Raw genomic sequence first — 14,012 nt, forward strand, 5'->3', positions numbered from 1 at the left:
CGATGAGCGCCGGGCTGATCGGCCTGCTCGACGACGTCGCCGCCATCGCCAAGGCAGCAGCTGCCTCGCTCGACGATGTCACGGCCGCCACCGGCCGCGCGACCGCCAAGGCGGCCGGCGTCGTCATCGACGACACCGCGGTCACCCCGCAGTTCGTCACGGGCGTCACGCCGGACCGCGAGCTGCCGATCGTCAAGAAGATCGCATGGGGCTCGATCCGGAACAAGCTCCTGATCATCCTGCCGGTCGCGCTGATCCTGTCGCAGTTCGCCGAGTGGGCGCTGACGCCGATCCTCATGCTCGGCGGAACGTACCTCTGCTACGAGGGCGCGGAGAAGGTGTGGGAGCGCCTCCGCGGGCACGACACGCACGCCACTCCCGTGGCCGAGCAGGGCGCGGGGGCCGAGAAGTCCCTGGTCTCGAGCGCGATCCGCACCGACCTCATCCTGTCGGCCGAGATCATGGTCATCGCGCTCAACGAGGTCGCCGACGAGGGGTTCTGGCAGCGCCTGTTCATCCTCGCGATCGTCGCGATCGTCATCACGATCGGCGTCTACGGTGTCGTCGGCGTCATCGTGAAGATGGACGACATCGGGCTGGCGCTGTCGCGGCGCCGGCCGGCCGGCGTGCAGCGCCTCGGCCGCGGGCTCGTCGTCGGCATGCCCAGGCTCCTGGGGGTCATCGGGGTCGTGGGCACGGTCGCCATGCTGTGGGTCGGCGGCCACATTCTCCTCAACGGCGTGCACGAGCTGGGCTGGACCGCCCTGTACGACGCGATCCACCACGTCGAGCACGCCATCAGCGAGGGTGTCCCGGGCGTCGGCGGGGTCCTCGCCTGGCTGTTCGAGACGCTGTGCTCCACCGTCGTGGGCCTCGTCGTCGGCGCCGTCGTCCTGGGCGCGATCCACCTGCTGCCGTTCGGCCAGAAGCACGCCGAGCCGCACGACGGCGAGGCCGAGCACGCGTGAACCCGCACGACGACGCCCCCGCCGCACCCCCCGAGCCCTTCGCCCACATCGTCTACTACGAGCCCCGCATCGCCGGGAACACCGGCTCCGCCATCCGGCTGGCAGCCGTCACCGGGGCCCGCCTGCACCTCGTCGAGCCGCTCGGCTTCGACCTCGAGGAGTCCAAGCTGCGCCGCGCGGGGCTCGACTACCACGACCTCGCCGTCCTGGACGTGCACCCCAGCTTCCAGGCCGCGATGGACGCCCTGCCGGGCGCGCGCGTCTTCGCGTTCGAGGTCGGCGCGACGACGTCGTACACCGACGTCGCCTACAAGCCGGGCGACGTGCTGCTCTTCGGGCCCGAGCCGACCGGCCTGCCCGAGGAGGTGCTCGCCCACCCGCGCGTGACCGAGCGCCTGGTGCTGCCGATGCTGCCGGGGCGCCGCTCGCTCAACCTGACGAACGCCGCGGCGATCGCCACCTACGAGGCGTGGCGGCAGCTCGGTTTTCGCGGCGTCCCGTCGTAGCGGAGGCGCAGCCCTACGACAGCAGCCACAGCGCCGCACGCACCAGCAGCTCCTGGTGCGTCGCGGACTCGTACGAGCGCTTGTCGTGCCCCAGCGCGCTGTAGACCGTCCGCCCGCCGTGCGCCTCGGCGACCCACAGCGCCGGGTGCGGCTCGCCGTCGTCGTCGCGCACCCAGCCCAGCACCTGTGACGACGGCGCCACGCGCAGGTGGCAGTACCGCTCGTCGAACGCCTGGACGGCGCCGAGCCCATCGGTGACGGTGTGCGCGCCGACGGCGAGCTCGAGGCGCATCGGCCCGATCGGCGGGTGCCCGGAGACGTCCTGGACCCAGCGTCCGCCGAGCACCTCCTCGAACCGGGGGACGTCGGGGAACGCCAGCGCCGCCTGGTGCAAGGCCAAGATGCGGCCGCCGGTGCGCGCCCACGCGTCGAGCCGGGCGTGGAACGGGGCCCAGTCGGCCGCGGTCCCGTCGATCTCCGCCTCCACAAACCCCGGGGCCGGGCCGCCGAGGTTGAGCACCAGCAGATCGACGTCGTCGAGGTCGCCAAGCGTGTCGCGGAACGCCGAGCGCACCTCGACGTCGACCGATCCGAGCGCGGACAGGATCGTCGCGAGCCGGTGCGACGTCGCCGCGTGGTCGTGCCACGGGTCCTCGTGGCGGCCGCGGCCGGAGAGGACGAGGATCCGGGACCGACCGGCGCTGCTCATCGCACGGCCCCCAGCCACGCGCGCGGGCCGATCACGGCGACCCGCGCGCTGGCCACCCGTGCAGCCCGCGCGACGGCGCCCGGCAGCGGCTCGCCCTGCGCGAGCGCAGCGGCGAGCGCACCGTGGAACGCGTCGCCCGCCCCGAGCGTGTCCCGCGCGTCCACGCGTGGGACGTGGATCTCGCCGGCCTCCCCCGCGCTGGTGCGCCAGGTGACGGGCTCGGGCCCGTGCGTGACGACGACGGCGCCCGCACCGAGCGCGAGCGCGCCCGCCTCGGCGTCGTCGTGCCCCGGCACGCGGAAGTCGTCGCTCAGCGCCGCGACGTCGGCGGCCGGCAGCAGCTCGGTGAACACCGGCCGCCACCGGCCGGCGTCGAGCAGGACGAGTGGGCGCGGCGACGCCGTCGCGACCCACGCGAGCACCGCACGCGCGATCGCGGGGTGGTGGCCGTCGAGCAGCACGACGTCGGGGTGCGGCAGGTCCGCCAGCGCCGGCGCCGACGGGGCCGGCGCGACCGCGAGCGCCCCGTCCGCCGAGACGACGGAGCGCTCGCCCGTCGCGTCGTCGACGAGCACCGCGGACACGGCGAGCGGGAACCCGGGCTCGGCGACGTCGAGCACCTCGACGCCGTGCGCCTCGAGGTCCGTGCGGGCGGCCGCCGCGACCGGCCCGGCGCCGAGTGCGCTGACCAGCACGGAACGTGCGCCGAGAGCCGCCGCGGTCACCGCCGCGTTCGCGGCCGGGCCGCCTGCGGCGACGTCCTGCCGCGACGCGGTGATCTTCTGGTTGCGGGCGGGCGGGGCGGCGGCCCGGTGCACGACGTCGAGCGTGGTGAGCCCGGCGAACCAGCAGACCGCCACCCGCGTTCCCTCCCTGTCAGATCTGCGTGGGGTCAGCGGCCCGTGCCGTCGACGGCGAACGGGTCGATCGCGGCGATCTCCTCCGCCGTCAGCGGTTCCGCCGCCAGTGCCCCCACCGTGTCCTCGAGCTGCGCGACGCTCGACGCGCCGACCAGCGCGGACGTGACGCGGGGGTCGCGCAGCACCCAGGACACGGCGAGCTGCGCGAGCGACTGCCCCCGCCCCTCGGCGATCTCGTTGAGCGCCCGTGCCCGCTCCAGGTACGTCTCGGAGATGTTCGACGACGACAGGAACGGCGAGTCGGGCCGCGCGGCACGCGAGCCCTCGGGCGCCGAGCCGGACAGGTAGCGCCCGGTGAGCAGCCCCTGCTGCAGCGGCGAGAACACGATGGTCCCGACGCCGAGGTCCTCGACGACGTCGAGCAGCGACTCGGACTGTTGCCCGTCGTAGCCGTCCACGAGCGAGGCGTTCTCGACGTGGCGGTTGAACATCGAGTAGCTCGGCTGGTGGATCAGCAGCGGGGCGCCGAGGTCGTCGAGGATCGCAGCGGCCTCACGCGTGCGGGCCGCCGAGTAGTTCGAGACGCCTACGTACAGCGCCTTGCCCGAGTGCACGGCGGCGGCGAGCGCGCCCATCGTCTCCTCGAGAGGCGTCGCCGGGTCGGGGCGGTGGTGGTAGAAGATGTCGACGTAGTCCAGGCCCATCCGCTCGAGCGCTGCGTCGAGCGACGAGAGCAGGTACTTGCGCGAGCCGTGGTCGCCGTACGGGCCGGGCAGCATGTCGTAGCCGGCCTTGGTCGAGATGATCAGCTCGTCGCGGTACGGGTGCAGGTCCTTGTCGAAGATGCGCCCGAAGTTCTCCTCGGCCGAGCCGTAGGGCGGGCCGTAGTTGTTCGCCAGGTCGAAGTGCGTGATCCCGAGGTCGAACGCGCGGCGGGCGACGTCGCGCTGGGTCTGGAACGGCGTCGTGTCGCCGAAGTTGTGCCACAGGCCGAGCGACAGCGCGGGCAGGTCGAGCCCGGAACGGCCGGTGCGGCGGTAGGTCATGGACGCGTAGCGGGCCTCGTCGGCGAGGTACCGGGGTGCGATGGGCATGGGCCTAGGCTCTCACGCGACGGCGCCGCCCCGTCGGCGAACGAGGGGGCGGCGCATCGTCACGCCTCGGCAGCCCGCGGCCAGGCCGTCGCCGCCGCGCCGCGAGCCCGCTCCGCGGCGACGGCCTCGCGCACCGCGGGCGCGACCTCCTGCCCGAAGCGGCGGATCGCGTCGGGGTCGTCGCCCGTCGCGATGAAGGTGCCGGCGCCGTCCTCGAGCGCGAGCCGCACGAGCTGGTCGACCCACTCCGCCGTGGCCGCGGGCGGAGCGCCGAGGTTGAGCACGCGGCGGATCGCGGCCGGCTCGCGCCCGGCGGCGAGCGCGGCCTCGTCGATGACGGCGTTGGCACGGGCCAGGTAGCCGGGCTCGAGGCGCGGGAGCGAGGGCAGCCAGCCGTCGGCCTTCTGGGCGAGCAGCCGCAGCATCCGCGGCCCGTATGCGCCGACCCAGACGGGGATGTCGTGCGCAGGTGCCGGCCCGCGCTTGGCGCCGACGACGCGGTGGTGCTCGCCCTCGATGCGCAGCCCGCGCCGCTCGGTCGTGTCCCAGATGCCGCGGACGACGTCGAGCGCCTCGCTGAGCGCGTCGACCGACTCACCGGGGGTGAGCCGCGTGCCACCCATCGCCTCGATGGCGTCCCAGAAGGCGCCGGCGCCGATGCCGAGGGCCACGCGTCCGCCGCTCAGCCGGTCCAGCGAGGCCGCCGCCCGGGCAAGCACGGCCGGCGGACGGAGCGGGAGGTTCAGCACGTCGGGTGCCACGGTGATGCGCGACGTCGCGGCCGCGACCCAGGTCAGCAGCGTCCAGGTGTCGAGGAACGCCGGCTGGTAGGGGTGGTCCTGGAACGTGGCGAGGTCGAGGCCGACCTCCTCGCTGAGACGGGCGAGGCGCACCGGCTCCCGCGGGTCGGCGCTCGAAGGCGTGATGAAGCTCCCGAAGGCCAGGTCATGGCCGTAGTCCGTCATACCCGCATCAACCCGGCGCGTGGACGCACTTGTTCCGGCGGGTCACTCCGCCTCGGAGGCGAGCCCGGTCTCCTCGTAGAAGCCCCAGATGTGGTCGTGCGCCAGCTTTTCGGCCAGCCCCGCGTCGGCGCGCTCGACGGCCTCGAGCAACGCGCGGTGCTCGTGGCACAGGCGGGCGCTGGTGGTGGCCCACGACGGCAGGCGCTCGGCGCCCGAGGTGACGTAGTCGCCGACGGCGGCGCGCAGGCCGCTGAGGATCGCCTCGACGAGCTGGTTGCCGCCGAGCTGCACGAGCCCGAGGTGGAACTGCTGGTCGAGATGGACGAACTCGGTGGGCGTGAGCCCTTGCGCGTCCATCTCCTCGATGAGCCGCTGTGCCTCCGTCAGGTCCGTCTCCGGCGCGAACCGGGCTGCGGCCTGGCCCACCGCCCAGGTCTCGAGCGCCGCGCGCGTCGCGACGACGTCGCGCACGGGGAGCGTCCCGGAGGCGATGTGCAGGCGGACGGCCGCGCCCAGGCCCGCGGCGGGGCGGTCGACGACGGTCGCGCCGGCGTCGGGCCCGGAGCCCACGGCGGTGCGGACGATGCCCATGGCCTCGAGCACGCGCACGGCCTCGCGCACGGACGGGCGCGAGACGCCCATCTGCTCCGCGAGGGCGCGCTCGCCGGGCAGACGCTCACCGAGTGCCCACGTGCCGGTGCGTAGGTTCTCCTCGATCTGGGCCAGGACTCTCTCGTGGGTGCGCACACGCCGAGTCTAGGCTGTGGACGGACCACATCGGGGGCGACACGGCGCTGAGTGTGAGTCGTCCGCCCATGTCGGGTGCCGCACAATGGTCGACCGTGACCACCCCGCCCGAGCCCGACGCGCTCTTCGACGTACCCGACGGCGCCCGCCGGCCGCGCGTCCGGGTGGTGCTCATCACCGGCCCGTCGGGGTCCGGGAAGACGGCGCTGACGCGGCGTCTGGGACTGCCCGTGGTCACGCTGGACGACTTCTACCTCGACGGCGACCACCCCGACCTGCCTCAGCGGTTCGGGATCGTCGACTGGGACGACCCACGGTCGTGGGACGCCGCCGGCGCGATGGACGCGCTGCGCGCGCTGGCCACCACCGGGAGGGCCGAGATCCCCGTCTACGACATCCCCAGCAACGCGCGCACCGGAAGCACCCTTGTGGAAACCGGGGGCGCTTCTGTGCTGATGGCGGAAGGGATCTTTGCCGCCCAGCTGGTCGCCGCCTGCAGGTCGGAGGGGATCCTCGCGGACGCGATCTGCCTGCGCCAGCCGGCCTGGATGACGTTCTGGTTCCGCCTGCTCCGCGACGTCGCGGAGGCCCGGAAACCGCTCCCGACGCTGGTGCGACGGGGCTGGGCCCTGCTCCGCGCGGAGCCGCGCCTGATCGAGCGGTGGGTCGAGCTCGGGTGCCGGACGGCGACACCCGCGGAGGCTGAACGTGCGATCCGCACGCTCGCCGGTCAAGATTCCCCCAAGCCGTCATAGAAAGTTAACCCCATGGACACGCTCGCCTCATCGGCGCCGCTGAACCTGGCGGGAGGAGGTGGTCCCGTGACCTCGAACCCGTCCCGCGCGCCGCGCGTGCTCTCGCTCTACGAGGGCTTCTTCGCGGGTGGCGCGCGCCAGCTGCACACCACGGTGGTCGCGGGCCTGCACGGCGGCGGCCGGCACCGGCACGCGGCGCTGAGCATCCATGCCGAGGTGCGCCGCGAAGCCACCCTGCAGCGCATGGTCGACGACCAGCGCTACCAGCTGCTGCGGGCCGCCGGGGTTCGCGTGACGACCCTGGGCCGCTCGTCCGACGACGGCCGGGACCCGCGCGCGTTCTCAGACGCCGAGCTCTCGCGAGCGACCGCAGAGCTGCGCGCGGCCCACGTCGTGATGTCCCTCAAGGAACAGCCGCTGCGCCTCGTGAACCAGGCCGGTGGCGTCGACCGGCCCGTCGTCGCGTGCCTGCACCGCTCTGACCCGGAGCATCAGGGAGCGGCTCTCGACGACCTGCTCGTCGCGGCCGACGCCGGCCGCCTGGCCGCCGTGGTGTGCTGCGCGGAGTCGACGCGGGACGCCTACCACCACGCGGGCGTACCGGCATCGCTGCTGCGCGTGGTGCCCAACGGGATCAACCTCGCGCGCTTCCGGCCGGTCTCGGGCTCGCGCCGGGCCGCGCTCCGCGGAGCCGAGGGCGTCCCCGCGGACGCGACGGTCGTCGTGTTCGCCGCGCGGTTCGACGCCATGAAGAACCCGGGCCTGTTCGTCGCCGCAGCGCGCCACTTCCTGGAGCGCGACCGGTCCGGGCACGTGATCATGTGCGGCGCCGGCATGTCGGAGGCCAACCCCCACCTCGTGGCCGAGCTCGCTCTGGCCTTCGGTGACCGGCCCGACCTGCTCCGGCGCGTCCACCCGCTGGGCGTGCGCACCGACATGGAGCTGGTCTACGCGGCGGCCGACGTCGTCGCGCTGACGTCCGTGTTCGGCGAGGCGGCGCCGCTGTGCCTCATCGAGGGCGCGATGTGCGGCGCGGTGCCGGTGACCACACCGGTCGGGGACTCGGCGCGGATCGTCGACGGCATCGGGTTCGTGACGGGCTTCGACGCGGTCGAGATCGCGGAGACGTGGATCGAAGCGGCAGCCCGCCGAGGGGAGCTCAAGCGCGCCCAGGCGGACGCTCGACCCCGGTTCAGCCATGTCCGGATGCTCGGGGGTTACGCTGCCGTGATCGAGCGCGTGCACCGCGGAGCGGGCGCGCAGCTCGCCCGGGTCTGATCCGAGGCCTGGAGGGCCAGGACGAGGAGTCGGAGCGTGACGCTGCACGGCGACGTGCGCATCGAGGACGGTGGCGCCCTGTGGGTCATGACCGGTGAGATCGACGCGGCGGTACAGGCCCGGGTCGAGGACACGCTCGAAGGCGGGGCAGCGTCTGGAGCCGAGCGGGTGACGGTCGACCTCTCCGGCGTCACGTTCATGGACTCGGGCGGTCTGCGCCTGCTCTACCGCGCGGCGTCTGCCGTTCCGCAGCCCCCGCTGCTGCGGGGCGTCCCGCGCCACGTCCGCGACCTGCTCGAGCTCACAGGTGTCGACCGGCTGTTCGAGCTGGAACCGGCCCCCGACGCGACGCCCGCCGGCTGACGGCCGCCGTCAGGGCTCGCGACGCACGACGAGCAGCGTCGCGTCGTCCGCCGACGCCGGGTCGCGCGTGCCCTTCACGACCACGCCGAGATCCGCGGGCACGCCCGCGGCGAACGTCAGCTCCAGGCGCCGGAGCCCGTCGAGGATCGACTCCCCCCGCCGCTCCACGAGCCCGTCGCTGTAGAGCACGAGCGCCCCACCGCGCGGAACCTCCACCCGCGCGACGGGCGGGATGTCGCCCGTCACGCCGAGCGGCGGCACCACGGCCCGCGGGCCCCAGGCCACCTGCCCGCAAGGGCCGGCCACGAGCACGGGCGGGTGCCCGAGCAACACGTGCTCGACGACACCCGTCGCCGGGTCGAGCAGGGCGACCACGATCGTGGCGATCTCCCCGGGCAGCGTCAGCCTCGCGAGCTGCTCGAGGCGCTCCACGGCGGCGCTCAGGTCGCTGACCGTGAACAGCGCGGCGCGCAGCGCGTTGCGCAGCTGGCCCATGGTCGCCGCCGCCTGCAGGCCGTGCCCGGTGACGTCCCCGACGACGAGGGCCACCAGGCCGGAGGGCAGCGCGAGCGCGTCGTACCAGTCGCCGCCCACGAGGCCGGTTCCCGCGGCGTCGTAACGCGCCTCGACGCACCAGCCGTCGACGTCCGGCAGCTGGTGCGGCAGCAGGCTGAGCTGCAGGGCCTCGGTGGCCCGCAGCTCGCGCCGCCCACGCACGTAGAGCGCCTCGAGCAGGTGGCCCCGCAGGGCGGCGGCGTCGTCCGCGTGCCGCTCGGACCACGCCGCCGGGGCGCGGTGCCGCAACCAGATGAGCGCCTGCCGGTCGGGCAGCGTGATGCCGAGCGCCGCGAGCACGCCGGGCGCCGCGGCCGCGACCGCGGGCACCGACGCCGCGAGGTCGTCGGCTGCGACCATCTCGGCACCGTTGTCCAGGACCCAGGCGAGAAGGGCGGCCACGCCGTCGTCGTCGGGCACCTCGCCCACCGTCGTGACGCGCCCCTCGGCGCACACGATCGCGCCGTCGGCGCCCAGGAGCGTGCGCGTCCAGCCCGAGCGTGTGACGGCGATGCCCAGCGGGACGCTCTCGTCGCGCGAGTCGGCCGCGAGGTGGGCCAAGGCGCGCTCACGCCGCAGGACGTCGCCATCGCGCTCCGCGAGCTCGGCCGCGGCCCGGTCGGCGCGGGCCGTCGCCGCCGCGAGCTGCTGGGCCAGCTCGTGCACGTGCCTGACCGCGAGCGTGCGCAGCTCGGCCGGCGTCGGCGCCGCCTCGAGCTCCGCGAGCGCGTGGCGCTCGATCTCGGCGACGGCGTCGGACGCTGTCGCGGTGCCCCCCGGACGGGGCGGGACGATCGCTGTCACGCGCTCTCCAGACGGTCTGATCGCCGCCAGGCTAGCGGACGGCGGTCTGCTCGACCGGCAGGCGCGTCAGTCCCCGTACCGGCAGGAGTCCCAGACGCCGAGCAGGTACTGGATGCCCAGCGCCCGGTCGTAGAGGCCATAGCCGGGGCGCGGGGTGTTGCCGCGGTTCTCGTCCCACAGGTGGCGGCCGTGGTCGGGGCGGATGTAGCCGTCGTAGCCCGCGTCCGCGTACGCCTTCATGATGCCGACCGTGTCGATCGACCCCTCGCACGCCCGGTGGGCTACCTCGGTGAAGTCGCCGTTGGGGAAGTGCTTGATGTTGCGCACGTGCGAGAAGTGGATGCGGTCCATGAACGTCTTGACGGCGTCGACCGGGTCGCTGTCGGGGTTGGAGCCGAAGGAGCCCAGGCACAGCGTCAGCCCGTTGTACGGCGACTCGTTGAGGGACAGCACGCGCGCCAGGTCCGCCTTGCGCGAGACCACGCGCGGCCAGCCGAAGATGTCGAACGCCGGGTCGTCCGGGTGGACGCCGAGCTTGACGTCGAACTCCTCGCAGACGGGGATGACGGCGTCGAGGAAGTACTTGTAGCTCGCGTACATGTCCTCGCGCGTGACGCCGACGTACGCCTCCTTGAGCTCCTGGAAGGAGGCGAGGCGCTCGGGCTCCCAGCCGGGGAGGGTCAGGGCGCCGTCCCCCGTCTTGTCTCCTAGGTTCATCGACGCGATGAGCGACTCGGGCGTGAGCTCGTCCACGACGGCCTTCTCGTAGAACAGGGCCGTGGAGCCGTCGGGCAGCGGGTGGAACATGTCGGTGCGCAGCCAGTCGAACACGGGCATGAAGTTGTAGCAGACGACCTTCACGCCGGCCTGGCCCAGGCGCTCGATCGTGACCCGGTAGTTCTCGATGGCCTCGTCGCGGCTCATTCCGAGCACGGTCTTGCCGAGCTTGATCGACTCGTGCACGTTGACCGACTCGACGACGTCGGCGCGGAAGGTCTTCGTGACCCCCTTCGCGCGGTGCTCGTCCGTGAGCCCCTCGATGCGCGCGATCTCGGCCGCGATCTCGGCCTCCTCCCACACCTCGCCGGCCTGCTTGCGGTGGAGCGACCACACGATGGTCTCGACGCCGGGGATCTGCCGGATGTCGTCCAGCGCCACGGTGTCGTTGCCCTCGCCGTACCAGCGGAAGCCCATCTTCATGCGTGTCATCTCTCCTCGGGGACGGGTGCGGTGGAGGCGCGCACGGCGAGCGTGGCGGGCAGCAGCAACGACGCCGTCGGCGGCTCGGCCTCCGCGCCCGCGGGGCCGAGCCGCCCGACGAGCAGGTCGGTGGCCCGCCGCCCGACCTCGCGGAGGTCGGCGCCGACGCTGGTCAGCGCCGGTGTGACAAGCGCCGCCAGGAACGTGTCGTCAAACCCGACGACGGACAGGTCCTCCGGCACGCGCACGCCCCGCTCGCGCACGGCGCGCACCAGGCCGACGGCGACGACGTCGTTGAACGTGATCGCGGCGGTGACCCCGGCCGCGACAACCGCGTCGGCTGCCGCGGCTCCGCCGTCGACCGTGGGGCGGTGCGGACCGAGCGCGACGACCTCGACGCCGAGCTCGCCCGCGACGTCGAGCGCCACGCGGCGCTGCGCGTCGGACCACGAGGCCGCGGGGCCTCCGACGTACGCGACCCGCCGGTGGCCGAGCGCGTACAGGTGCTCGACGGCGAGCCGCATGCCGCCCGCGTTGTCCGTGCCGACCGCGAGCGGGCCGTCCTGGTTGATGACGACGACGGGCTTGCCCCCGACGGGCGGGCGGGCGGCCTCGAGGGCACGGGGCGACGCGAGGATGACGCCGTCGGTCTGGTGGGCGAGGCTGCGCAGCAGCTCGACCTCGAGCGCCGGGTCCTCCTCGGAGTCGACGACGAACACGCCGAGCCCGTGCTCGCGCGCGACCTCGGCGACGCCCTTGGCGACGGCGGCGAAGTAGGGGTTGGAGAGATCGGGCACCAGCAGCCCGAGGGCGCCCGTGCGGCCCGCCCGCAGGCCGGCGGCTGCCCGGTTGGGCTGGTAGCCGAGCTCGGCGGCGATGGCGGCGACGCGGTCGCGGGTCTCGACCGCCACCTTGTCGGGCACCGCGAGCGCGCGCGAGACCGTCGAGATCGAGACGCCCGCGGCACGGGCGACGTCGCGGACCGTGACCACGGCAAGCAACTCCTTTGCAAACGTTCCCACGAAGCCTACCCGCCCGGCGTCCGTCCTCGTGCACGACTATGCTGCAAACGTTCTCAACTTGCGGCCTCGCGGCCGCGCAGCGACCCGAGGAGCACAGCGCCGTGACCACCGACCCTGCCGTCCATCCCGCCTGGCTGCCCGAGGCCTCGTTCGCGCCGCTCGGATCGCGGCGGGTGGCCGTCGACCTGCGCGACGACGTCTCGCCGGTCGGCGCGACCGTGCGCGCGGAGGTCGCCGCCGCGGTCGCCGCGCACGGCGGTGCCGTCGTCGACGCCGACCACATGTCGCCCGACGTCGTCTTCGCGCTCGTCCCCGGCGACACCGACCCTGAGGCGTTCACCGTGACGAGCTCGGGCGGCGCCGTGACGATCGCGGCGTCGGACGCCCGGGGTCTGCTGTACGGCCTGTTCCACCTGGTGCGACGCGGGGAGGCGGCGTTCGACGCGACCGACGGCACCCGGCGCCACGCGCCGCACAGCCCGCTGCGCATGCTCGACCACTGGGACAACATCGTCGTCCACCCCGTCATGGGCCAGGTCGAGCGCGGCTACTCGGGTGGCTCGATCTTCTACGCCGACGGCTCGGTGCGCGAGGACCTCGCGCGGGTCGGGCAGTACGCGCGCCTGCTGGCGGCGTCGGGAATCAACCGCGTGGCGATCAACAACGTCAACGTGGGCCCGCTCGAGACCCGGCTCATCGGCGACCTGCTGCCCGATGTCGTCCGCATCGCGGACGTGTTCCGGCCCTACGGCATCACCACCCACGTCTCGGTGTCGTGGGCGTCGCCCGTGCGCCTGGGCGGGCTGACGACGTCGGACCCGGCCTCCCCCGACGTCCAGGAGTGGTGGGCAGGCGCGGCCGACCGCGTCTGGGCCGCGATCCCCGACTTCGGCGGGTTCGTCATCAAGGCCGACTCCGAGGGCCAGCCCGGACCCTTCGCGTACGGCCGCACGCACGCCGACGGGGCGAACATGCTCGCCGCGGCCGTCGCCCCGCACGGAGGCCTCGTCCACTGGCGCGCGTTCGTCTACAACCACGAGCAGGACTGGCGCGACCGCCGCACCGACCGCGCGAAGGCCGCGTTCGAGCACTTCGCCCCCTATGACGGCACGTTCGCCGACAACGTGATCGTGCAGATCAAGCACGGCCCGCTCGACTTCCAGGTGCGCGAGGCGATGTCGCCCGCGATCGCGGCCCTGCCGGGGACGCGCGTCGCGCCCGAGTTCCAGGTGACCACCGAGTACCTCGGCCACCAGCGGCACGCCGTGTACCTCGGGCGCATGTGGAGCGAGCTGCTCGGCTTCCCGTACTGGGGTGCCGAGGACGGCCGCACGCTGGCGGACGTCGCCGCGGGCCGGCACCCCTCCGGCGACGGCACGCGCGTCGGCGGGTTCGCCGCCGTCTCCAACGTGGGCGACGACGTGTTCTGGACCGGGCACCCGTTCTCGCAGGCCAACCTCTACGCGTGGGGCCGCCTGACGTGGGACCCCACGCTCGACCCGATCGGGATCCTCGACGAGTGGATCGGGCTGACGTTCCCGGGCGCGCCCGCGGCCGTCCGCGAGACGGTGCACGCCGTCCTCGACGAGTCGTGGGAGACGTACGAGCTCTACACCGCCCCGCTCGGCGTGTGCTTCATGGTGCAGCCGGGCTCGCACTACGGCCCGTCGCCCGACGGGTACGAGTACTCCCCCTGGGGCACCTACCACTTCGCGGACCGCGACGGCATCGGCGTCGACCGCACGCGCGCCACGGGGACCGGCTTCACAGGCCAGTACCCGGCGCCGTGGAGCGACGTCTACGAGTCGCTCGAGACCTGCCCCGACGAGCTCCTGCTGTTCTTCCACCACGTGCCGTACTCGCACGTGCTCCACAGCGGCACGACGGTGATCCAGCACGTGTACGACACGCATTTCGAGGGTCTCGAGCGCGTCCTGGAGTCGGTGCGCCTGTGGACGGAGGCCGAGGACGCGTTCCCGGCGGACGTCGCGGAGCGCGTGAGCGACCGGTTCGCTGAGCAGGTCCGCTCGACGACCGACTGGCGCGACGTGATCAACACGTACTTCCTGCGCAAGTCCGGCATCCAGGACGCCCACGGCCGCACGATCTACTGACAGCCCGCGAGGGACAGACGTGGCCCGGCGAGGTAGATCTCTCTACCTCGCCGGGCCGCTTCTCTACCGGCG

At 73.8% G+C, this 14,012-nt stretch carries 14 protein-coding genes; 6 read left to right on the top strand and 8 right to left on the bottom strand.

The window, feature by feature from the left end; translation table 11 throughout:
• Window positions 1-2 precede the first annotated feature (2 nt).
• Both ACO4JP_RS17080 and ACO4JP_RS17085 read left to right on the top strand, forming a co-directional pair.
• A complete protein-coding gene (locus tag ACO4JP_RS17080) occupies window positions 3-968 on the top strand; it encodes a DUF808 domain-containing protein (RefSeq protein WP_425955164.1) in 966 nt (321 codons plus the stop codon).
• The gene (locus tag ACO4JP_RS17085; RefSeq protein WP_425955165.1) at window positions 965-1,474 is read left to right on the top strand and encodes a tRNA (cytidine(34)-2'-O)-methyltransferase; all 510 of its coding nucleotides are present in this window, start codon (window positions 965-967) and stop codon (window positions 1,472-1,474) included. The genes ACO4JP_RS17080 and ACO4JP_RS17085 overlap by 4 nt, the downstream gene beginning before the upstream one ends.
• A gap of 13 nt (window positions 1,475-1,487) precedes the next feature.
• On the opposite strand, the gene ACO4JP_RS17090 is transcribed toward ACO4JP_RS17085, so the two are convergent.
• From ACO4JP_RS17090 to ACO4JP_RS17110, 5 genes are read right to left on the bottom strand one after another with little or no spacing between them, the layout of a single operon-like run.
• Window positions 1,488-2,183 (bottom strand): ThuA domain-containing protein, encoded by a 696-nt coding sequence (locus tag ACO4JP_RS17090; protein ID WP_425955166.1) that lies wholly within the window; start codon window positions 2,181-2,183, stop codon window positions 1,488-1,490.
• Window positions 2,180-3,043, bottom strand: a complete 864-nt coding sequence (locus ACO4JP_RS17095) for a PfkB family carbohydrate kinase (RefSeq protein WP_425955167.1) — start codon at window positions 3,041-3,043, stop codon at window positions 2,180-2,182. The genes ACO4JP_RS17090 and ACO4JP_RS17095 overlap by 4 nt, the downstream gene beginning before the upstream one ends.
• Before the next feature lie 32 nt (window positions 3,044-3,075).
• Window positions 3,076-4,137, bottom strand: coding sequence for an aldo/keto reductase (locus ACO4JP_RS17100; protein ID WP_425955168.1), 1,062 nt, complete (start codon window positions 4,135-4,137; stop codon window positions 3,076-3,078).
• A gap of 59 nt (window positions 4,138-4,196) precedes the next feature.
• Entirely contained in the window at window positions 4,197-5,102 is a 906-nt protein-coding gene (locus ACO4JP_RS17105) for an LLM class flavin-dependent oxidoreductase (RefSeq protein ID WP_425955169.1), read from the bottom strand.
• Window positions 5,103-5,144: 42 nt separating this feature from the next.
• Complete coding sequence (locus ACO4JP_RS17110; RefSeq protein WP_425955170.1) at window positions 5,145-5,849, bottom strand: FadR/GntR family transcriptional regulator; 705 nt, start codon at window positions 5,847-5,849, stop codon at window positions 5,145-5,147.
• Between the two features lie 95 nt (window positions 5,850-5,944).
• Between ACO4JP_RS17110 and ACO4JP_RS17115 the strand changes: the two genes are divergently transcribed.
• From ACO4JP_RS17115 to ACO4JP_RS17125, 3 genes are all read left to right on the top strand, one after another.
• Window positions 5,945-6,604, top strand: coding sequence for a uridine kinase family protein (locus ACO4JP_RS17115; RefSeq protein ID WP_425955171.1), 660 nt, complete (start codon window positions 5,945-5,947; stop codon window positions 6,602-6,604).
• Between the two features lie 66 nt (window positions 6,605-6,670).
• Window positions 6,671-7,882: a glycosyltransferase gene (locus ACO4JP_RS17120; RefSeq protein WP_425955172.1), complete on the top strand. Its 1,212-nt coding sequence runs from the start codon at window positions 6,671-6,673 to the stop codon at window positions 7,880-7,882.
• A 36-nt stretch (window positions 7,883-7,918) separates the two neighbouring features.
• Window positions 7,919-8,245, top strand: coding sequence for an STAS domain-containing protein (locus tag ACO4JP_RS17125; RefSeq protein ID WP_425955173.1), 327 nt, complete (start codon window positions 7,919-7,921; stop codon window positions 8,243-8,245).
• Window positions 8,246-8,254: 9 nt separating this feature from the next.
• Here the strand turns inward: ACO4JP_RS17125 and ACO4JP_RS17130 are convergent, their stop codons facing one another.
• The 3 genes from ACO4JP_RS17130 to ACO4JP_RS17140 form a co-directional block, all read right to left on the bottom strand.
• Window positions 8,255-9,604 carry a PP2C family protein-serine/threonine phosphatase gene (locus ACO4JP_RS17130; RefSeq protein ID WP_425955174.1) on the bottom strand — a complete coding sequence of 450 codons (1,350 nt, stop codon included), beginning with the start codon at window positions 9,602-9,604 and terminating at the stop codon, window positions 8,255-8,257.
• A 66-nt stretch (window positions 9,605-9,670) separates the two neighbouring features.
• A complete protein-coding gene (gene uxuA / locus ACO4JP_RS17135) occupies window positions 9,671-10,813 on the bottom strand; it encodes a mannonate dehydratase (RefSeq protein WP_425955175.1) in 1,143 nt (380 codons plus the stop codon).
• Window positions 10,810-11,796, bottom strand: a complete 987-nt coding sequence (locus ACO4JP_RS17140) for a LacI family DNA-binding transcriptional regulator (RefSeq protein WP_425955176.1) — start codon at window positions 11,794-11,796, stop codon at window positions 10,810-10,812. The genes uxuA and ACO4JP_RS17140 overlap by 4 nt, the downstream gene beginning before the upstream one ends.
• A 131-nt stretch (window positions 11,797-11,927) precedes the next feature.
• On the opposite strand from ACO4JP_RS17140, the gene ACO4JP_RS17145 reads away from it, so the two are divergent.
• Window positions 11,928-13,940 (top strand): alpha-glucuronidase, encoded by a 2,013-nt coding sequence (locus ACO4JP_RS17145; protein WP_425955177.1) that lies wholly within the window; start codon window positions 11,928-11,930, stop codon window positions 13,938-13,940.
• Window positions 13,941-14,012 lie beyond the last annotated feature (72 nt).

This window comes from Xylanimonas sp. McL0601 (assembly GCF_049852175.1).
Lineage (GTDB): Bacteria > Actinomycetota > Actinomycetes > Actinomycetales > Cellulomonadaceae > Xylanimonas.

Bases quoted from the DNA above. Each gene is read 5' to 3' on its own strand.
- ACO4JP_RS17080 (WP_425955164.1), top strand. From the start codon at position 3: ATGAGCGCCGGGCTGATCGGCCTGCTCGACGACGTCGCCGCCATCGCC.
- ACO4JP_RS17090 (WP_425955166.1), bottom strand. From the start codon at position 2,183: ATGAGCAGCGCCGGTCGGTCCCGGATCCTCGTCCTCTCCGGCCGCGGC.
- ACO4JP_RS17100 (WP_425955168.1), bottom strand. From the start codon at position 4,137: ATGCCCATCGCACCCCGGTACCTCGCCGACGAGGCCCGCTACGCGTCC.
- ACO4JP_RS17105 (WP_425955169.1), bottom strand. From the start codon at position 5,102: ATGACGGACTACGGCCATGACCTGGCCTTCGGGAGCTTCATCACGCCT.
- uxuA (WP_425955175.1), bottom strand. From the start codon at position 10,813: ATGACACGCATGAAGATGGGCTTCCGCTGGTACGGCGAGGGCAACGAC.